The organism is Escherichia sp. MOD1-EC6819, assembly GCF_002965765.1.
In the GTDB taxonomy this organism is placed as follows: Bacteria; Pseudomonadota; Gammaproteobacteria; order Enterobacterales; family Enterobacteriaceae; genus Escherichia; species Escherichia ruysiae.
Genome location: NZ_PTRG01000009.1, coordinates 26959 through 43092, shown reverse-complemented (window position 1 = coordinate 43092; position 16134 = coordinate 26959). Strand labels below are relative to the sequence as shown.

Below are 16134 nucleotides of genomic sequence, written 5' to 3'. Positions count from 1 at the left end.
TGTTAAATATTGAAACGGGCGTGTTATACGCCCGTTGTTTTATGAAGATGTAAAATCTTCCCCAAAACTTTCCCCAAAACCCTTCCCCAAAACTGGCTATTTTCTATGCTGTTTTAATATCTACGATAACCCAGTCTTTACCACGATCATCATTGTATCGGTCGGTCATTTTTCTGGATTTATGACCTAACAACTTTTGCGTATCCAGACCCTGTTCCCGATATAACCGTTCTGACAGAGATCGCTGCTCATGAAATGTGGGCGCAGTTCCTTGCTCCCATTTTATGCCACATTTTTCCCGGGCCTTTTTAAAAGCCGTTGTCAGAGTATTTGCAGAAACCTGGTCTCCTCTGTTTGCTTGAGAGGTAGTGTGACGGTAATGGACCAGATATTTACTAACAACAGCATCCCTGCACTGAGATATAACTTCACGAAGGGTAATATTCAGAGCATCGCATTTCAGGTTAAGCGGAATAGCAAGTTTTGAACCGGTTTTTTCCTGAGTAATGTGCAACATGTCGTCCCATATATCAGAGAATTTCAAATTGCAGATATCGCCTAAACGTTGTCCAGTAACAAGAGCAAGTAGCATGCCGCATTTTAAATAGGGCTGCCGTCTGCTTACGCTTTCAAATATTGCCTGCCATTCGGGCAGTGACAATCTTTGGCGGTTTACTCGATTTCGCGGTTGTTTTGTTGCCTGCGCTGGGTTAAATCCTGGCGGAACATGTCCTGCGTGTTGTGCTTCTTTGAAGACGTCGATCAACACCATTCTCACGACTTGCGCCATCCTGTTATGACCTTCAGCCTTTACAGCATCAATTATTTCGGCAATATCAAGTGCGGTAATATCCTTGAGGTGTTGCATTCCACAATGCTCACGGAAAAGACGAATGGGTTTGCCTTTTTGCCGATAGGAGTTGGGTCTTAGTTCATTATGTTGCAGCCTGTCCTCCTGGATAGAAATATATTTATCAAGCCATTCTGTCACCGTAATGTCTGAGCGCCTGCCTTTCATTCTTTCCAGACGCTCATTGACGCTTAATATTTGTCTGGTACGTTGTTCAGCAATAATGGTATTTGCTTCAGTAGCAACTTGTTTTGCTTCATTCTCATCAGTTCCTAAGCTATGAAAACGACCGGATAGTGGATGTTTGTATTGCCAATATACCTTTCCGGTTCGCTTATCTAATTTGCAATATAAATTGGGTATAGAGATTTTGTGAGATCGGGGTCTAGCAGCCATCAGCGATTATCCGTTGGAGTTTTGGGTTTGCGTTTATTAGGAGTTGCGGTTCTGCAAGCGTTCCTACAAAACGGGAATTTCGGTCAATCATCCAGTAGCGACCAACTTTTATAGCGGGTGGGGCCATCATTTTCCCTTGCGCGTATTTTTTCAGAACTCGCTCACTTGGTGCTAAGTCCCCAAATTCTTCTTTAGCCCAGTCCTGTAAAGTGATTAGTCGAGACATTTGTCCTCCTCTTAGCTGCTGAGGGAGTTTGTGACCGATATATCTGACATGATATTAAGCTCATGGCAGGTACATCTCTTGACTGGTCATAGAGATAAATTTAATGCTGAGAAATGCAGTATTGAATTTATCAATTTTTCTATTTCCTGCGTATGGCACGTAACTTCTTAATGTGTTCTGCCGTTTCGATCTCTTCTGCTATCCGATCTGCATCAGCTTTATTCACAGGTTCAAAGTCATGATTAAAGCGGAACATGCTGGCGATACATGTTCTGCCTTTTCGGATGTAGTGAACTTTGTTGTGGGTAGAACGCAGGATTTTGCAGGGAGTGCCGTGGTGGTCGACGTACCAGGTGTTAGGAAAAATGATTCTGAACATTTTTACACCTCAGTTGGACGATGTTGAAATTTGCTGCTTTGAGGCCATCACAGTCCCCATTGTTTGTTCTTAAGTTCGATCTCCTCCTGGCAACTTGCACAAGTCCGACAACCCTGAACAGCCAGGCGTCTTCGCTCATCTATCGGATCGCCACATTCACAACAATGAGTTGCGGATACAGTCTGATAGTTCAGACGACGCATTTTTATTGCTGTATTGCGCTGTAATTCTTCGATTTCTGATGCTGAATCAATGATGTCTGCCATCTTTCATTAATCCCTGAATTGTTGGTTAATACGCTTGAGGATGAATGCGAACAATAAAAAAGGAGCCTGTAGCTCCCTGATGATTTTGCTTTTCATGTTCACCGTTCCTTAAAGACGCCGTTTAACATGCCGATCGCCAGGCTTAAATGAGTCGGTGTGAATCCCATCAGCGTTACCGTTTCGCGGTGCTTCTTAAGTACGCTACGGCAAATGTCATCGACGTTTTTATCCGGAAACTGCTGTCTGGCTTTTTTGATTTCAGAATTAGCCTGACGGGCAATGCTGCGAAGGGCGTTTTCCTGCTGAGGTGTCATTGAACAAGTCCCATGTCGGCAAGCATAAGCACACAGAATATGAAGCCCGCTGCCAGAAAAATGCATTCAGTGGTTGTCATACCTGGTCTCTCTCATCTGCTTCTGCTTTCGCCACCATCATTTCCAGCTTTTGTGAAAGGGATGTGGCTAACGTATGAAATTCTTCGTCTGTTTCTGCTGGTATTGGCACAAACCTGATTCCAATTTGAGCAAGGCTATGTGCCATCTCAATGCTCGTTCTTAACTCAACAGGAGATGCTTTGTGCATACAGCCCCTCGTTTATTATTTATCTCCTCAGCCAGGCGCTGGGCTTTCAGTGGATTTTGGATAACAGAAAGGCCGGGAAATACCCAGCCTCGCTTTGTAACGGAGTAGATGAAAGTGATCGCGCCTACCCGGATATTATCGTGAGGATGCTTCATCGCCATTGCTCCCCAAATACAAAACCAATTTCAGCCAGTGCCACGTCCATTTTTTCGATGAACTCCGGCACCATCTCGTCAAAATTCGCCATGTACTTTTCATTCCGCTCAATCACGACATAATGCAGGCCTTCACGCTTCATACGCGGGTCATAGTTGGCAAAGTACCAGGCATCTTTTCGCGTCACCCACATGCTGTACTGCACCTGGGCCATGTAAGCCGATTTTATGGCCTCGAAACCACCGAGCCGGAACTTCATGAAATCCCGGGAGGTAAACGGGCATTTCAGTTCAAGGCCGTTGCCGTCACTGCATAAACCATCGGGAGAGCAGGCGGTGCGCATACTTTCGTCGCGATAGATGATCGGGGATTCAGTAACATTCACGCCGGAAGTGAATTCAAACAGGGTTCTGGCGTCGTTCTCGTACTGTTTTCCCCAGGCCAGCGCCTTAGCATTAACTTCCTGAGCCACACCGGTGCAAACCTCAGCCAGCAGGGTGTGGAAGTAGGACATTTTCATGTCAGGCCACTTCTTTCCTGAGCGGGGCTTTGCTATCACGTTGTGAACTTCTGAAGCGGTGATGACGCCGAGCCGTAATTTGTGCCATGCATCATCCCCCTGTTCGACAGCTCTCACGTCGATCCCGGTACGCTGCAGGATAATGTCCGGTGTCATGCTGCCACCTTCTGCTCAGTGGCTTTCTGTTTCAGGAATCCAAGAGCTTTCACTGCTTCGGCCTGTGTCAGTTCTGACGATGCGCGAATGTCGCGGCGAAATATCTGGGAACAGAGCGGCAATAAGTCGTCATCCCATGTTTTGTCCAGGGCAATCAGCATAGTGTTAATCTCCTGCATGGTTTCATCGTTAACCGGAGTGATGTCGCGTTCCGGCTGACGTTCTGCAGTGTATGCAGTATTTTCGACAATGCGCTCGGCTTCATCCTTGTCATAGATACCAGCAAATCCGAAGGCCAGACGGGCACACTGAATCATGGCTTTATGCCGTAACATCCGTTTGGGATGCGACTGCCACGGCCCCGTGATTTCTCTGCCTTCGCGGGTTTTGAATGGTTCGCGGCGGCATTCATCCATCCATTCGGTAACGCAGATCGGATGATTACGGTCCTTGCGGTAAATCCGGCATGTACAGGATTCATTGTCCTGCTCAAAGTCCATGCCATCAAACTGCTGGTTTTCATTGATGATGCGGGACCAGCCATCAACGCCCACCACCGGAACAATGCCGTTCTGCTTATCAGGGAAGGCGTAAATTTCTTTCGTCCACGGATTAAGGCCGTACTGGTTGGCGACGATCAGCAATGCGATGAACTGCGCATCGCTGGCATCACCTTTAAATGCCGTCTGGCGAAGAGTGGTGATCAGTTCCTGTGGGTCGACAGAATCCATGCCGACACGTTCAGCCAGCTTCCCTGCCAGCGTTGCGAGTGCTGTACTCATCCGTTTTATACCTCTGAATCAATATCAACCTGGTGGTGAGCAATGGTTTCAACCATGTACCGGATGTGTTCTGCCATGCGCTCCTGAAACTCAACATCGTCATCAAACGCACGGGTAATGGCTTTTTTGCTGGCCCCGTGGCGTTGCAAATGATCGATGCATAGCGATTCAAACAGGTGCTGGGGCAGGCCTTTTTCCATGTCGTCTGCCAGTTCTGCCTCTTTCTCTTCACGGGCGATCTGCTGGTAGTAACGCGCCCAGCTCTGAGCCTCAAGACGATCCTGAATGTAATAAGCGTTCATGGCTGAACTCCTGAAAATGGCTGTGAAAATATCGCCCGCGAAATGCCAGGCTGATTAGGAAAACAGGAAAGGGGATTAGCGATTCAGGCCGTTACCGCGTCCGTCGAGAAAAACTTCCACGAGCAAATCACGGGTATAAGTGCGCTCGATGCCGCGATGCAGATATAGCCGTCCGCGTAAATTAGCTGATGCAGTCCAGGTACCATCTTTGTGTTTGACCAGCATTCCTGGCATGACCGCACCTCGATTAACGGTCTGCGTTCCGTAATGTTGATGAACCATAAAAACTCCTGCCCGTAAGCTGGGCTGCTGAACATATAGAGACTTCTGCGCGTATTCAGGCGGTGGATGGCCGCCGGTTGTCATAACTAAGCCGCCTCGTTGAAGCGACTGAGGTATGAGGTGTTGAGTTGGGTTGATTTCAGCTGGTCACACCGACGTTCACGCGTCCGCTTCACCCCTCGCACTCCCCGGAGCCTGCTGAAATTCAAGCTGCGGATCTAAGCGGTCATCGCAACGGTGAATCAGGTGATTGCCGTATCGTTGTGTTGTTGCGATATGGTGATAATAGCTATTGCTATTGGCTGTATCAATACTTATTGCTATTGATTGATGTGTTTTGATATTAACTGTTTGATAGCAAAAAGAATTAATTTTGTGACTTGCATCGCATAGCGATAACTGAAGGGAGGATGTGGTGGTTTTTCGAACGGTTTGTGTGATGAGGGGACAAAAGAAAACCCGGCACGGTGGCCGGGATTCTTACGCAGGTAGGTAAAGATATGATTGTGGTGGCTTAATATTACTACCTAGAGCAGAGATAGGAATTGGTTCTTTATATCTTTCCACTTCACCAATTTTTATTGCGTAGGCCTTTTCTCTACCTGAATAATATGAGTCATAAAATTGCTTAGAAATACCTGCGTGTTTTTCCGTCTTTTTCCAAAGAGATTCCGGTTCGTCACTTAGTATTGATTCAATACGGAATTGACCAACAACTTTACCTAATGGCATCGTGGCATAAATAACAACGGTGCTAATTTGCGGATTTTTGAATATACCTTTACGAAACTCGAACCGCTTTGTTCCGTTCAATATTTTTTCTGCAAACTCAGGCTTAATGGATAATAAAACTTTCATTTATCTTGCCTAACTCGATGATCTTTAAGAACTGCTCATTTGTGAGTTTAAAGTGACTCCATCGGAATGCACGCGAACCATTTAGCCCCACATGATCTATTAAAATAGCACGATTGGGTCTCTTTGGCAAAGACAGATTGTATGTGAATCTTATAATGAAAGGGTATCGACGTTCTTTATAGATTTTTCTGAGTTCATCTTCAGAAAATACGCTAAAACGAATACAATAGTCTACAAAACTATCTTCGCTTAAAAATTCAGAAATATTTTTTACGCTCTCAACTACACATAATGTACTGGCTACAGAACGATAGCGAGCTGGCCCTTTTTTGTCTCCGGTTCTATAGATGACAATGATATCTCCTCTTTTCATTCCCATCACAGAACGCATTCCACATATGTAAATTTTATGAATGCTGTTAGCATGGGATATATCTTTGACAATATCTGGTGATTCATTTACAAGTTTTGAATCAGGGAATAGTCTAGTGTGATATTCGGGATAAATCGCCAGTAAATATTTGTTGGCCCTTGATGTCATTATTCGAGGGTAATCTAATAAAATATCACCATAAGGCTCATGCAAAGACCTCGCATATACAAACTCTTTCCCGTTATGTGTTTCTTTTTCACCATGAATGTAAAATCCGTACGTTTGGAAAAGTTTTATTAGATGGACGTGTTTGTCGAAAACAGTAACATAAATATCATCAGATTTTGATGAAAATGCATGGTCAAACGCTTTTTTTAGAAATCGTTGTCCGCGAAGGGTGCCTTTAGATTCAAATTTGAGTGTTCCTATCTTTAGATGACGTCCTGGTGGGAGCGCTGGATTAATGTCATTTGCATCATCATTTTCTTTTAGATACATAAAACCTTCGATTTTATGCTTGTCATCATAGAGCACATAAGCTGATTCTCCTTCTCTGGCTTTTTTTTCTAACCAAAGAGGAAACTCTTTATAATCTTTTTTTAAAGAGTCAAAAAATGGGTCATTGTGATCAAAATCAGAGAATTTCTCATATTTTAAAGTATCCATTAAGTTCTCCATTCTAAAATGAATAATTAAGTTGTTTTACTGAATGAGCACAATGCCCGGTTGATAATTTTTAATTGGTACTATCCATGCTTCCTATACGTCTGCGGCATGCTCCCAATAACTTTCCCGAAGATAAATACCCGGTTCATCTCATCTTTCTCGATCGGGTCCCACGGTGAGTAGCTTTTGTTATCAGAGATAACCAGCAGCTTATCCTTCATCATTTGCAGGCGCTTTACATGGGCTGTGTCGTCGTACAGAAACGCATAGATACCATCACCGTCGAAAGATTTAACCGTGATATCAACGAATAGAAGATCACCAGGTTCAATCGTTCCTGACATGCTGTCACCGCGTACGTTAATGATGCGGATATTTTCTGCCTTCCTACCATCGAACATGTGACGAGCATCGTCAAACGAGTACTCAACCGAGCGTAGAACTTCTACAAACTCACGGTTGATGACTCCCGGCCCGGCACTCACTTCTATATCAAGAACGTCAATCTTGAAGTATTTGGGATGGTTGGCAGTAGGCTTCCCTAATTGTTGACCGTCATTTCTCATCGGGCCTATGCCTGATGAGAGCCACTCTGTTCGAACACCCAATGCATTAGCTATTTCAACAATTTTTGTTGAGCCGCGCGCGTTGCCGCTTGTCAGTCTCCAGATTGTGGGTTGAGCTACGCCAGACGCCTTTGCAAGAGCGCCTTGAGACATTCCAGATTGTTCCATCGCTAGGTTTAAGCGATCAGCAAGAGTTTCTTTTTTCATAAGTTTTAATTTATACGCTTGCGTATTGATGGTCAAAACACGTTTTGCTATTGTTGTGATTAATACGCATTGCTATTATTTATTCATTGTAATACCAATAGGAATTAACAATGACAAATCAAACCATTCAACTCGCAATCAGTATTACAGGTAGTCAAAAACGACTGGCAGATCTATGCGGTGTAGCCCAGCCCACTGTTTGGCGTTGGCTACACGGTGGCGGAATTGATGCCCGCTATGTAATGAAAATTGTCTCAGCCACTGGTGGAAAGATTAAACCAGCAGATATTCGTCCCGACCTCGCACCATTGTTTAACGCGAGTAATTCTGCCGCCTAATCTGCGGCGTTAACTGATAAGGCAATGACTATGCAACCACTTACATACCAACAGACTAGCGGATTTAGCCCGACTGCGGTGATAAATCGTTCTCAAACAAAACAAGCTCCAGGCCACGAAAAAATCCGTGATGCCGTCCGCGCCTGGTCGGCTGCAGATAATCAGGATGTTGTTGCCGCACTCATTGTGAATGAGTATCGGGAGCAGGGCGGCGGCACCATCGATTTCCCTGATGATGTCAGCCGTGCACGCCAGAAGCTGTTCCGCTTCCTCGATAACAAATTCGATTCTGAAAAATACCGAAATAACGTGCGTGAACTGACCCCGGCAATTCTGGCGGTACTACCGCTGGACTATCGCGGCCACCTGGTTGAGCAGGATAGCTTCATGGCTCGGCTGGCTGAAATGGAAAAGGAACTCAGTGAAGCAAAACAGGCTGTCATTCTCAACGCGCCACGCCACCAGAAACTGAAGGAGATGAGTGAAGGCATTGTGTCGATGTTTCGTGTGGACCCGGATCTGGCTGGTCCATTGATGGCGATGGTCACCACCATGCTGGGGGCAATATGACTGGTTCAGAAATGGCGAAAGCCGGTCTGCTGGAACAGAACCGACTTTCAGGTGCAAATCGTAACGCACTCATTGCGGGAGGAATTATGGCAAACACTGCTGAGATATTCAATTTTCCAGTGCCGGATGCGGCACAAAAGGAGCCGCGCGTGGCAGATCTCGATGATGGTTATACGCGCATTGCAAATGAGTTGCTGGAAGCTGTGATGCTGGCCGGATTAACACAGCACCAGCTTCTGGTCTTCCTGGCTGTCATGCGCAAAACATATGGCTTTAATAAAAAACTGGATTGGGTGAGCAACGAGCAACTTTCCGAATTGACCGGGATATTGCCGCACAAGTGTTCTGCTGCAAAAAGCGTTCTGGTAAAGCGTGGGATTCTTATTCAGAGCGGGCGGAATATCGGCATTAATAATGTGGTCAGTGAATGGTCAACATTACCCGAATCAGGTAAGAAAAATAAAGTTTACCTGAAAGAGGTAAATTTACCTGAATCAGGTAAGAAAAGTTTACCCAAATCAGGTAAAGGCGTTTACCCGAATCAGGTAAACACAAAAGACAAACTAACAAAAGACAATATAAAACCTTTTTCGTCCGAGAATTCTGGCGAATCCTCTGACCAGCCAGAAAACGATCTTCCTGTGGTGAAACCGGATGCTGCAATTCAGAGCGGCAGCAAGTGGGGGACAGCAGAAGACCTGACCGCCGCAGAGTGGATGTTTGACATGGTGAAGACTATCGCACCATCAGCCAGAAAACCGAATTTTGCTGGGTGGGCTAACGATATCCGCCTGATGCGTGAACGTGACGGACGTAACCACCGCGACATGTGCGTGCTGTTCCGCTGGGCATGCCAGGACAACTTCTGGTCCGGTAACGTGCTAAGTCCGGCCAAACTCCGCGACAAGTGGACCCAACTCGAAATTAACCGTAACAAGCAACAGGCAGGCGTGATAGCCAGCAAACCAAAACTCGACCTGACAAACACAGACTGGATTTACGGGGTGGATCTATGAAAAACATCGCCGCACAGATGGTTAACTTTGACCGTGAGCAGATGCGTCGGATCGCCAACAACATGCCGGAAAAGTACGACGAAAAGCCGCAGGTACAGCAGGTAGCGCAGATCATCAACGGTGTGTTCAGCCAGTTACTGGCAACTTTCCCGGCGAGCCTGGCTAACCGGGACCAGAACGAACTGAACGAAATCCGCCGCCAGTGGGTTCTGGCTTTCCGGGAAAACGGGATCACCACGATGGAACAGGTTAACGCAGGAATGCGCGTAGCCCGTCGGCAGAATCGACCATTCCTGCCATCACCCGGGCAGTTTGTTGCCTGGTGCCGGGAAGAAGCATCCGTTACCGCCGGGCTGCCAAACGCCAGCGAGCTGGTTGATATGGTTTACGAGTATTGCCGGAAACGTGGCCTGTATCCGGATGCAGAGTCTTATCCGTGGAAATCAAACGCGCACTACTGGCTGGTTACCAACCTGTATCAGAACATGCGGGCCAATGCGCTGACTGATGCGGAATTACGGCGCAAGGCTGCCGATGAACTGGCCTGTATGACAGCGCGAATTAACCGTGATGAGGCGATACCTGAACCAGTAAAACAACTTCCTGTCATGGGCGGTAGACCTCTAAATCGTGCACAGGCTCTGGCGAAGATCGCAGAAATCAAAGCTAAGTTTGGGCTGAAAGGAGCAAGTGTATGACGGGCAAAGAGGCAATTATTCATTACCTGGGGACGCATAAGAGCTTCTGTGCACAGGACGTTGCCGCGGTAACAGGCGCAACCGTAACCAGCATAAATCAGGCTGCGGCTAAAATGGCGCGGGCAGGAATCCTGGTCGTTGATGGTAAGGTCTGGCGAACGGTGTATTACCGGTTCGCTACCAGAGAAGAACGGGAAGGAAAGGTGAGCACGAATCTGATTTTTAAGGAGTGTCGCCAGAGTGCCGCGATGAAACGGGTATTGAGGGTATATAAAAGAACATCAATGGGTACACAATGATGAAACAGGTGAGTTGAGTTCAAACTGTAGTACAATTCTCTCCAGTTTGAACAGGAAAGAATATGCTATGAACCCTTATATTTATCTTGGTGGTGCAATACTTGCAGAGGTCATTGGTACAACCTTAATGAAGTTTTCAGAAGGTTTTACACGGTTATGGCCATCTGTTGGTACAATTATTTGTTATTGTGCATCATTCTGGTTATTAGCTCAGACGCTGGCTTATATTCCTACAGGGATTGCTTATGCTATCTGGTCAGGAGTCGGTATTGTCCTGATTAGCTTACTGTCATGGGGACTTTTCGGCCAACGGCTGGACCTGCCAGCCATTATAGGCATGATGTTGATTTGTGCCGGTGTGTTGGTTATTAATTTATTGTCACGAAGCACACCACATTAAAATAATTTGTTTCTAAACGACTAAAATATGGAGGCTCTTATATTTATATGAGCCTCGTTTTATGCTTTTTGTTAATGTCTTTATTTTTTATGTATTCTTTTGTGCTTTCAAGATTATGGCGTAAGAAAATTGCAATACGATTATTGTTGTATATTCAAGATAATGTGACCTTAATTGTCTTTTTAAATAAAAATTAAACAAAAATTATATCCCACCACTAAGGTTTATAAAAGCATACGTTAGCAGGTGTCACCATGAAAAAAGCCATAGCATATATGCGATTTTCATCACCAGGTCAGATGTCTGGTGACTCATTAAACCGACAGAGAAGACTTATTGCTGAATGGTTAAAGGTAAATAGTGATTATTATCTTGATACCATAACATATGAAGATTTAGGATTAAGTGCATTCAAAGGAAAGCATGCACAATCAGGAGCTTTTTCGGAATTTTTAGATGCTATAGAGCATGGTTATATATTGCCAGGAACTACATTGTTAGTTGAAAGTCTGGACAGACTTTCAAGAGAAAAAGTCGGTGAAGCGATTGAACGTCTGAAATTGATTTTGAATCACGGTATTGATGTTATAACTCTTTGCGACAATACAGTCTATAATATTGACTCTTTGAATGAGCCATATTCATTAATAAAAGCCATACTTATAGCACAAAGGGCAAATGAAGAAAGCGAGATAAAGTCAAGTCGGGTTAAATTATCATGGAAGAAAAAACGGCAGGATGCACTGGAATCAGGTACGATTATGACGGCGTCTTGTCCGAGATGGCTCTCCTTAGATGACAAAAGAACGGCTTTTGTTCCAGACCCCGACAGGGTGAAAACTATTGAGCTAATTTTTAAACTCAGGATGGAAAGGCGCTCATTGAATGCAATAGCCAAGTATTTAAATGATCATGCTGTAAAGAATTTCTCAGGAAAAGAAAGTGCATGGGGACCTTCTGTAATTGAAAAATTATTAGCGAATAAAGCTCTGATAGGTATATGCGTACCTTCATATCGTGCAAGAGGGAAAGGGATAAGTGAAATCGCTGGCTATTATCCCAGAGTCATATCAGATGATTTGTTTTACGCTGTACAGGAAATTCGGTTGGCACCTTTTGGTATTAGCAATAGTAGCAAGAATCCTATGCTAATAAATCTACTTCGAACAGTTATGAAGTGTGAGGCTTGTGGTAATACCATGATTGTTCATGCGGTATCTGGAAGTTTGCATGGCTATTATGTTTGTCCGATGAGAAGATTACATCGATGTGACAGGCCATCAATAAAAAGAGATTTGGTTGATTATAATATCATTAATGAATTGCTTTTTAATTGTAGCAAAATTCAACCAGTTGAAAACAAGAAAGATGCTAATGAAACTTTAGAGTTAAAAATTATTGAGCTTCAGATGAAAATTAATAATTTAATCGTTGCATTGTCTGTCGCGCCTGAAGTTACCGCTATAGCAGAGAAAATAAGACTATTAGATAAGGAATTACGAAGGGCTTCGGTATCATTGAAAACTTTGAAGAGTAAAGGTGTAAATTCATTCAGTGATTTTTATGCTATTGACTTAACCAGTAAAAATGGACGAGAGTTATGCCGTACACTTGCCTATAAAACATTCGAAAAAATCATAATTAATACGGATAATAAAACCTGTGATATCTATTTTATGAATGGCATTGTTTTTAAACACTATCCTTTAATGAAAGTAATATCCGCCCAGCAGGCGATAAGTGCTCTCAAATATATGGTTGATGGTGAGATTTATTTCTAAATAATGATCTCGGATTTTAAGTTATGCTATGGTGATAAAGTGCAAGACAGAATTAATTATCTTTGACGAAACTTAATGGGTAATTACTTTGTTTGCTCCCACAAGCGAGTTTTGTACGGCTGTATTGGGGTAGTAAATGAGCTATACAATCTTAATCATTTGTTAGGTGAGAACTCTTGGTCGCAGATTCAAATACTGAAAATACGTGACAAATTATTATGAGCAAAATGGTGTATGTCACGTATTTTGAATGGTAGGTTAAAAAATAACACCGACTTTCGTAGGTATTACTAATAATAAAGCAGAGTTTTTAGATAGTATCAATGTGCTTTGTGTATATTGTGGCAAATAATTGGGTTGGGGGTACAATTGTGATTGCTTTTGCATAAACATTGCGCCTTTATGCATAATGAGATAAAGGAATATCAAATAAAATAACGATAGGTCATAACAAAGAGGTTTTTATGAAAACACTTATCGTTTCAACTGTATTGGCATTCATAACATTTTCTGCGCAGGCTGCAGCATTTCAGGTCACTAGTAATGAAATAAAAACAGGAGAGCAACTTACAACGTCTCATGTCTTTTCTGGATTTGGGTGTGAAGGTGGTAATACATCGCCCTCATTAACCTGGTCTGGTGTTCCTGAAGGTACCAAAAGCTTTGCCGTAACTGTATATGATCCAGATGCACCTACAGGCAGTGGTTGGTGGCATTGGACTGTTGTTAATATTCCAGCAACAATAACATATTTGCCCGTTGATGCAGGGAGACGTGATGGAACAAAACTGCCGACTGGTGCTGTTCAAGGCCGAAATGATTTTGGCTATGCTGGGTTTGGTGGCGCATGTCCTCCTAAAGGAGATAAACCACATCATTACCAGTTTAAAGTATGGGCTCTAAAAACTGAAAAGATTCCTGTAGATTCTAACTCCAGCGGAGCGTTAGTTGGTTATATGCTTAATGCTAATAAAATCGCAACCGCTGAGATAACACCAGTTTATGAGATAAAGTAGGGTGAGAGTATGCTGGCAAGAGGTAAGACTAACTTAAAGATCGAAGAAATACGGATGCATAAACATCATGAGATTCATAGGGTTAAGCCTCTTATGCCAGCTTTGTGTCGTATCCGTCAGGGAAAGAAAGTTATCAATTGGGAGACGCATACTTTAACTGTTGATAATAATCAAATAATATTATTTCCTTGTGGTTATGAATTTTATATTGAGAATTATCCTGAAGCAGGGCTTTATCTTGCAGAAATGCTTTACTTACCCATTGATTTAATTGAGAGTTTCCAAAAACTTTATACGGTAACTGATCAAATACGTAACAAAACAAGTTTCTTTTTACCTCAGAATCCTGAGTTAATATATTGTTGGGAGCAACTAAAAACATCTGTTTCCCGAGGCTTCTCAACTAAAATTCAGGAGCACTTAGCAATGGGCGTTCTACTTTCGTTAGGAGTGAATCATGTTAATCATTTACTTTTATCATATAGTAAACAATCATTGATAAGTCGTTGTTATAACCTGCTGCTATCCGAACCCGGCACAAAATGGACAGCAAACAAGGTTGCTCGATATCTCTACATTTCTGTTTCTACATTACATCGCCGTCTAGCAAGCGAGGGGGTAAGTTTCCAAAGTATACTGGACGATGTGAGGTTAAATAATGCGTTGTCTGCTATACAAACGACGGTAAAACCTATAAGCGAGATTGCCAGAGAAAATGGTTATAAGTGTCCTTCTCGTTTTACTGAAAGATTTCATAATCGTTTTAATATAACACCAAGAGAGATAAGAAAAGCTTCCAGAGAGTAAAAGTGTTTTAAGAAGGAGCAATTCTATCGATTTTGATTTTGGGAAATCAACACGGCATAATTATGTCACCGGAGCCTGAACAACTCCGGTGACTTCTGCGCTAAACGGGGACGTTTATGCGCACATACAATCCAAACTCTCTTCTCCCTTCACAGATGCAGAAATGCACCTGCAATTCTTTGCATCTAGCGTTTGACCTCTGCGGAGGTGAAGCGTGAACCTCTCACAAGACGGCATCAAATTACATCGCGGCAACTTCACCGCTATCGGTCGGCAGATCCAGCCTTATCTGGAGGAGGGCAAATGCTTTCGCATGGTGCTTAAACCGTGGCGTGAGAAACGCAGTCTTTCCCAGAATGCACTCAGCCACATGTGGTACAGCGAAATCAGTGAACACCTCATCAGCAGGGGTAAAACGTTCGCCACTCCAGCTTGGGTAAAAGATGCTCTCAAACACACATATCTCGGTTATGAAACCAAAGACCTGGTTGATGTCGTAACCGGTGATATCACCACTATCCAGTCGTTACGCCATACCTCCGATCTTGATACCGGAGAGATGTATGTCTTCCTGTGTAAGGTTGAAGCCTGGGCGGTGAATATTGGCTGCCACCTGACTATTCCGCAGAGCTGCGAGTTCCAGCAGCTCCGCGACAAGCAGGAGGCGTAATGGCTACACCGCTTATTCGTGTCATGAACGGACACATCTACAGAGTATCAAATCGTCGTAAGCGTAAGCCTGAGCTGAAGCCATCCGAAATACCAACACTGCTCGGATATACCGCTAGCCTGGTTGATAAAAAATGGTTGCGACTGGCAGCAAGGAGGAATCATGGCTGATTTGAGAAAAGCAGCGCGTGGTCGGGAATGCCAGGTAAGAATCCCTGGCGTATGTAATGGCAATTCTGAAACGTCTGTACTGGCACATATCCGGCTGGCTGGATTGTGCGGTACCGGTATCAAACCGCCAGACCTGATTGCCACCATTGCATGTTCTGCCTGCCACGACGAAATCGACCGCCGCACACATTTTGTCGATGCTGCATATGCAAAAGAATGCGCGCTGGAAGGTATGGCGAGAACGCAGGTTATCTGGCTGAAAGAGGGGGTAATTAAGGCGTGAATACTTACCACATCACACTACCCTGGCCGCCGAGCAATAACCGCTACTACCGCCATAATCGCGGGCGCACACACATCAGCGCAGAAGGGCAGGCATACCGCGATAACGTCACCCGAATCATTAAAAACGCAATGCTGGATATCGGCCTGGCTATGCCAGTGAAAATCCGTATTGAGTGCCACATGCCGGATCGCCGTCGCCGTGACCTGGATAATCTGCAAAAAGCCGCTTTTGACGCACTCACCAAAGCAGGTTTCTGGCTGGATGATGCTCAGGTCGTTGATTACCGCGTTGTGAAGATGCCTGTTACCAAAGGTGGGAGGCTGGAACTGACCATCACCGAAATGGGGAATGAATGATGTTTGAGTTTTATATGGCAGAACTTCTTCGCCACCGCTGGGGGCGTCTGCGCTTATATCGTTTCCCCGGTTCTGTTTTGACCGATTACCGAATACTGAAGAATTACGCCAAAACCCTGACAGGAGCAGGAGTATGAAGTCAGAGATAACAATCAACTAA

The 16134-nt window shown here is 44.2% G+C and carries 30 protein-coding genes; 16 read left to right on the top strand and 14 right to left on the bottom strand.

What is annotated here, in order from left to right:
* Nucleotides 1-103 precede the first annotated feature (103 nt).
* The 14 genes from A7Z06_RS14075 to A7Z06_RS14005 form a co-directional block, all read right to left on the bottom strand.
* A complete protein-coding gene (locus A7Z06_RS14075) occupies nt 104-1246 on the bottom strand; it encodes a site-specific integrase (protein ID WP_000741339.1) in 1143 nt (380 codons plus the stop codon).
* A complete protein-coding gene (locus tag A7Z06_RS14070) occupies nt 1236-1472 on the bottom strand; it encodes an excisionase (RefSeq protein ID WP_000088652.1) in 237 nt (78 codons plus the stop codon). Before A7Z06_RS14070 ends, A7Z06_RS14075 begins: the two co-directional genes overlap by 11 nt.
* Before the next feature lie 139 nt (nt 1473-1611).
* Nucleotides 1612-1851, bottom strand: a complete 240-nt coding sequence (locus A7Z06_RS14065) for a DUF4222 domain-containing protein (RefSeq protein ID WP_000488406.1) — start codon at nt 1849-1851, stop codon at nt 1612-1614.
* Nucleotides 1852-1898: 47 nt separating this feature from the next.
* Nucleotides 1899-2117: a TraR/DksA family transcriptional regulator gene (locus tag A7Z06_RS14060; protein WP_000763385.1), complete on the bottom strand. Its 219-nt coding sequence runs from the start codon at nt 2115-2117 to the stop codon at nt 1899-1901.
* A 98-nt stretch (nt 2118-2215) separates the two neighbouring features.
* Nucleotides 2216-2431: a hypothetical protein gene (locus tag A7Z06_RS14055; protein ID WP_000188870.1), complete on the bottom strand. Its 216-nt coding sequence runs from the start codon at nt 2429-2431 to the stop codon at nt 2216-2218.
* Nucleotides 2432-2507: 76 nt separating this feature from the next.
* Nucleotides 2508-2699 carry a DUF1382 family protein gene (locus tag A7Z06_RS14050; protein ID WP_097481797.1) on the bottom strand — a complete coding sequence of 64 codons (192 nt, stop codon included), beginning with the start codon at nt 2697-2699 and terminating at the stop codon, nt 2508-2510.
* Nucleotides 2672-2854 carry a DUF1317 domain-containing protein gene (locus A7Z06_RS14045; RefSeq protein ID WP_105279468.1) on the bottom strand — a complete coding sequence of 61 codons (183 nt, stop codon included), beginning with the start codon at nt 2852-2854 and terminating at the stop codon, nt 2672-2674. Before A7Z06_RS14045 ends, A7Z06_RS14050 begins: the two co-directional genes overlap by 28 nt.
* Nucleotides 2851-3531, bottom strand: a complete 681-nt coding sequence (locus A7Z06_RS14040) for a lambda exonuclease family protein (RefSeq protein ID WP_016261925.1) — start codon at nt 3529-3531, stop codon at nt 2851-2853. Before A7Z06_RS14040 ends, A7Z06_RS14045 begins: the two co-directional genes overlap by 4 nt.
* The gene (gene bet, locus A7Z06_RS14035) at nt 3528-4313 is read right to left on the bottom strand and encodes a phage recombination protein Bet (RefSeq protein ID WP_016261926.1); all 786 of its coding nucleotides are present in this window, start codon (nt 4311-4313) and stop codon (nt 3528-3530) included. Before bet ends, A7Z06_RS14040 begins: the two co-directional genes overlap by 4 nt.
* Before the next feature lie 5 nt (nt 4314-4318).
* Nucleotides 4319-4615 carry a host-nuclease inhibitor Gam family protein gene (locus A7Z06_RS14030; RefSeq protein WP_000995455.1) on the bottom strand — a complete coding sequence of 99 codons (297 nt, stop codon included), beginning with the start codon at nt 4613-4615 and terminating at the stop codon, nt 4319-4321.
* A 75-nt stretch (nt 4616-4690) separates the two neighbouring features.
* Complete coding sequence (locus A7Z06_RS14020) at nt 4691-4897, bottom strand: phage encoded cell division inhibitor protein (RefSeq protein WP_000233577.1); 207 nt, start codon at nt 4895-4897, stop codon at nt 4691-4693.
* A 480-nt stretch (nt 4898-5377) separates the two neighbouring features.
* Nucleotides 5378-5755: an ASCH domain-containing protein gene (locus tag A7Z06_RS14015; protein WP_000866321.1), complete on the bottom strand. Its 378-nt coding sequence runs from the start codon at nt 5753-5755 to the stop codon at nt 5378-5380.
* A complete protein-coding gene (locus tag A7Z06_RS14010) occupies nt 5733-6794 on the bottom strand; it encodes an N-acetyltransferase (protein WP_105279467.1) in 1062 nt (353 codons plus the stop codon). The genes A7Z06_RS14015 and A7Z06_RS14010 overlap by 23 nt, the downstream gene beginning before the upstream one ends.
* Nucleotides 6795-6874: 80 nt before the next feature.
* The gene (locus A7Z06_RS14005) at nt 6875-7567 is read right to left on the bottom strand and encodes an XRE family transcriptional regulator (protein ID WP_000712396.1); all 693 of its coding nucleotides are present in this window, start codon (nt 7565-7567) and stop codon (nt 6875-6877) included.
* A 110-nt stretch (nt 7568-7677) separates the two neighbouring features.
* Here A7Z06_RS14005 and A7Z06_RS14000 point away from each other — a divergent pair, with 110 nt between their 5' ends.
* The 16 genes from A7Z06_RS14000 to A7Z06_RS13930 all read left to right on the top strand — a co-directional run bounded on the left by A7Z06_RS14000 (nt 7678) and on the right by A7Z06_RS13930 (nt 16111).
* On the top strand, nt 7678-7905 hold the full coding sequence (locus A7Z06_RS14000) for a helix-turn-helix domain-containing protein (RefSeq protein WP_000184665.1): 228 nt from the start codon (nt 7678-7680) through the stop codon (nt 7903-7905).
* 30 nt (nt 7906-7935) lie between these two features.
* Entirely contained in the window at nt 7936-8475 is a 540-nt protein-coding gene (locus tag A7Z06_RS13995) for a toxin YdaT domain-containing protein (RefSeq protein ID WP_001182878.1), read from the top strand.
* Complete coding sequence (locus A7Z06_RS13990; protein ID WP_000147863.1) at nt 8472-9491, top strand: replication protein; 1020 nt, start codon at nt 8472-8474, stop codon at nt 9489-9491. Before A7Z06_RS13995 ends, A7Z06_RS13990 begins: the two co-directional genes overlap by 4 nt.
* A complete protein-coding gene (locus A7Z06_RS13985) occupies nt 9488-10189 on the top strand; it encodes a replication protein P (protein WP_000788823.1) in 702 nt (233 codons plus the stop codon). The genes A7Z06_RS13990 and A7Z06_RS13985 overlap by 4 nt, the downstream gene beginning before the upstream one ends.
* Nucleotides 10186-10488, top strand: coding sequence for a protein ren (locus A7Z06_RS13980; RefSeq protein ID WP_000145915.1), 303 nt, complete (start codon nt 10186-10188; stop codon nt 10486-10488). The genes A7Z06_RS13985 and A7Z06_RS13980 overlap by 4 nt, the downstream gene beginning before the upstream one ends.
* A gap of 67 nt (nt 10489-10555) precedes the next feature.
* Nucleotides 10556-10888 (top strand): multidrug efflux SMR transporter EmrE, encoded by a 333-nt coding sequence (emrE, locus tag A7Z06_RS13975; protein WP_001070451.1) that lies wholly within the window; start codon nt 10556-10558, stop codon nt 10886-10888.
* 47 nt (nt 10889-10935) lie between these two features.
* Nucleotides 10936-11085, top strand: a complete 150-nt coding sequence (gene ylcJ, locus A7Z06_RS21690) for a protein YlcJ (protein WP_001299444.1) — start codon at nt 10936-10938, stop codon at nt 11083-11085.
* Nucleotides 11086-11142: 57 nt separating this feature from the next.
* Entirely contained in the window at nt 11143-12669 is a 1527-nt protein-coding gene (locus tag A7Z06_RS13970) for a recombinase family protein (protein ID WP_000709082.1), read from the top strand.
* Between the two features lie 464 nt (nt 12670-13133).
* Nucleotides 13134-13685, top strand: a complete 552-nt coding sequence (gene ybcL / locus A7Z06_RS13965; protein ID WP_001445652.1) for a Raf kinase inhibitor-like protein YbcL — start codon at nt 13134-13136, stop codon at nt 13683-13685.
* Between the two features lie 9 nt (nt 13686-13694).
* A complete protein-coding gene (locus A7Z06_RS13960; RefSeq protein WP_000881075.1) occupies nt 13695-14492 on the top strand; it encodes a helix-turn-helix transcriptional regulator in 798 nt (265 codons plus the stop codon).
* 116 nt (nt 14493-14608) lie between these two features.
* Nucleotides 14609-14710 carry a hypothetical protein gene (locus A7Z06_RS13955; protein WP_001303586.1) on the top strand — a complete coding sequence of 34 codons (102 nt, stop codon included), beginning with the start codon at nt 14609-14611 and terminating at the stop codon, nt 14708-14710.
* Nucleotides 14707-15162 (top strand): DNA base-flipping protein YbcN, encoded by a 456-nt coding sequence (gene ybcN, locus A7Z06_RS13950; protein ID WP_001054339.1) that lies wholly within the window; start codon nt 14707-14709, stop codon nt 15160-15162. Before A7Z06_RS13955 ends, ybcN begins: the two co-directional genes overlap by 4 nt.
* Nucleotides 15162-15332, top strand: a complete 171-nt coding sequence (locus A7Z06_RS13945; RefSeq protein ID WP_000224916.1) for a NinE family protein — start codon at nt 15162-15164, stop codon at nt 15330-15332. The genes ybcN and A7Z06_RS13945 overlap by 1 nt, the downstream gene beginning before the upstream one ends.
* Nucleotides 15325-15615 carry a DUF1364 domain-containing protein gene (locus tag A7Z06_RS13940; RefSeq protein ID WP_000774488.1) on the top strand — a complete coding sequence of 97 codons (291 nt, stop codon included), beginning with the start codon at nt 15325-15327 and terminating at the stop codon, nt 15613-15615. The genes A7Z06_RS13945 and A7Z06_RS13940 overlap by 8 nt, the downstream gene beginning before the upstream one ends.
* Nucleotides 15612-15974, top strand: a complete 363-nt coding sequence (gene rusA / locus A7Z06_RS13935; RefSeq protein WP_001099521.1) for a crossover junction endodeoxyribonuclease RusA — start codon at nt 15612-15614, stop codon at nt 15972-15974. Before A7Z06_RS13940 ends, rusA begins: the two co-directional genes overlap by 4 nt.
* Complete coding sequence (locus A7Z06_RS13930; protein ID WP_000971070.1) at nt 15971-16111, top strand: YlcG family protein; 141 nt, start codon at nt 15971-15973, stop codon at nt 16109-16111. Before rusA ends, A7Z06_RS13930 begins: the two co-directional genes overlap by 4 nt.
* Nucleotides 16112-16134: the final 23 nt, after the last annotated feature.

What these genes read in the sequence shown, in the direction of transcription:
- A7Z06_RS14075 (WP_000741339.1), bottom strand. Translation starts at nt 1,246, where the DNA reads ATGGCTGCTAGACCCCGATCTCACAAAATCTCTATACCCAATTTATAT.
- A7Z06_RS14070 (WP_000088652.1), bottom strand. Translation starts at nt 1,472, where the DNA reads ATGTCTCGACTAATCACTTTACAGGACTGGGCTAAAGAAGAATTTGGG.
- A7Z06_RS14065 (WP_000488406.1), bottom strand. Translation starts at nt 1,851, where the DNA reads ATGTTCAGAATCATTTTTCCTAACACCTGGTACGTCGACCACCACGGC.
- A7Z06_RS14060 (WP_000763385.1), bottom strand. Translation starts at nt 2,117, where the DNA reads ATGGCAGACATCATTGATTCAGCATCAGAAATCGAAGAATTACAGCGC.
- A7Z06_RS14055 (WP_000188870.1), bottom strand. Translation starts at nt 2,431, where the DNA reads ATGACACCTCAGCAGGAAAACGCCCTTCGCAGCATTGCCCGTCAGGCT.
- A7Z06_RS14050 (WP_097481797.1), bottom strand. Translation starts at nt 2,699, where the DNA reads ATGCACAAAGCATCTCCTGTTGAGTTAAGAACGAGCATTGAGATGGCA.
- A7Z06_RS14045 (WP_105279468.1), bottom strand. Translation starts at nt 2,854, where the DNA reads ATGAAGCATCCTCACGATAATATCCGGGTAGGCGCGATCACTTTCATC.
- A7Z06_RS14040 (WP_016261925.1), bottom strand. Translation starts at nt 3,531, where the DNA reads ATGACACCGGACATTATCCTGCAGCGTACCGGGATCGACGTGAGAGCT.
- bet (WP_016261926.1), bottom strand. Translation starts at nt 4,313, where the DNA reads ATGAGTACAGCACTCGCAACGCTGGCAGGGAAGCTGGCTGAACGTGTC.
- A7Z06_RS14030 (WP_000995455.1), bottom strand. Translation starts at nt 4,615, where the DNA reads ATGAACGCTTATTACATTCAGGATCGTCTTGAGGCTCAGAGCTGGGCG.
- A7Z06_RS14020 (WP_000233577.1), bottom strand. Translation starts at nt 4,897, where the DNA reads ATGGTTCATCAACATTACGGAACGCAGACCGTTAATCGAGGTGCGGTC.
- A7Z06_RS14015 (WP_000866321.1), bottom strand. Translation starts at nt 5,755, where the DNA reads ATGAAAGTTTTATTATCCATTAAGCCTGAGTTTGCAGAAAAAATATTG.
- A7Z06_RS14010 (WP_105279467.1), bottom strand. Translation starts at nt 6,794, where the DNA reads ATGGATACTTTAAAATATGAGAAATTCTCTGATTTTGATCACAATGAC.
- A7Z06_RS14005 (WP_000712396.1), bottom strand. Translation starts at nt 7,567, where the DNA reads ATGAAAAAAGAAACTCTTGCTGATCGCTTAAACCTAGCGATGGAACAA.
- A7Z06_RS14000 (WP_000184665.1), top strand. Translation starts at nt 7,678, where the DNA reads ATGACAAATCAAACCATTCAACTCGCAATCAGTATTACAGGTAGTCAA.
- A7Z06_RS13995 (WP_001182878.1), top strand. Translation starts at nt 7,936, where the DNA reads ATGCAACCACTTACATACCAACAGACTAGCGGATTTAGCCCGACTGCG.
- A7Z06_RS13990 (WP_000147863.1), top strand. Translation starts at nt 8,472, where the DNA reads ATGACTGGTTCAGAAATGGCGAAAGCCGGTCTGCTGGAACAGAACCGA.
- A7Z06_RS13985 (WP_000788823.1), top strand. Translation starts at nt 9,488, where the DNA reads ATGAAAAACATCGCCGCACAGATGGTTAACTTTGACCGTGAGCAGATG.
- A7Z06_RS13980 (WP_000145915.1), top strand. Translation starts at nt 10,186, where the DNA reads ATGACGGGCAAAGAGGCAATTATTCATTACCTGGGGACGCATAAGAGC.
- emrE (WP_001070451.1), top strand. Translation starts at nt 10,556, where the DNA reads ATGAACCCTTATATTTATCTTGGTGGTGCAATACTTGCAGAGGTCATT.
- ylcJ (WP_001299444.1), top strand. Translation starts at nt 10,936, where the DNA reads ATGAGCCTCGTTTTATGCTTTTTGTTAATGTCTTTATTTTTTATGTAT.
- A7Z06_RS13970 (WP_000709082.1), top strand. Translation starts at nt 11,143, where the DNA reads ATGAAAAAAGCCATAGCATATATGCGATTTTCATCACCAGGTCAGATG.
- ybcL (WP_001445652.1), top strand. Translation starts at nt 13,134, where the DNA reads ATGAAAACACTTATCGTTTCAACTGTATTGGCATTCATAACATTTTCT.
- A7Z06_RS13960 (WP_000881075.1), top strand. Translation starts at nt 13,695, where the DNA reads ATGCTGGCAAGAGGTAAGACTAACTTAAAGATCGAAGAAATACGGATG.
- A7Z06_RS13955 (WP_001303586.1), top strand. Translation starts at nt 14,609, where the DNA reads ATGCGCACATACAATCCAAACTCTCTTCTCCCTTCACAGATGCAGAAA.
- A7Z06_RS13945 (WP_000224916.1), top strand. Translation starts at nt 15,162, where the DNA reads ATGGCTACACCGCTTATTCGTGTCATGAACGGACACATCTACAGAGTA.
- A7Z06_RS13940 (WP_000774488.1), top strand. Translation starts at nt 15,325, where the DNA reads ATGGCTGATTTGAGAAAAGCAGCGCGTGGTCGGGAATGCCAGGTAAGA.
- A7Z06_RS13930 (WP_000971070.1), top strand. Translation starts at nt 15,971, where the DNA reads ATGATGTTTGAGTTTTATATGGCAGAACTTCTTCGCCACCGCTGGGGG.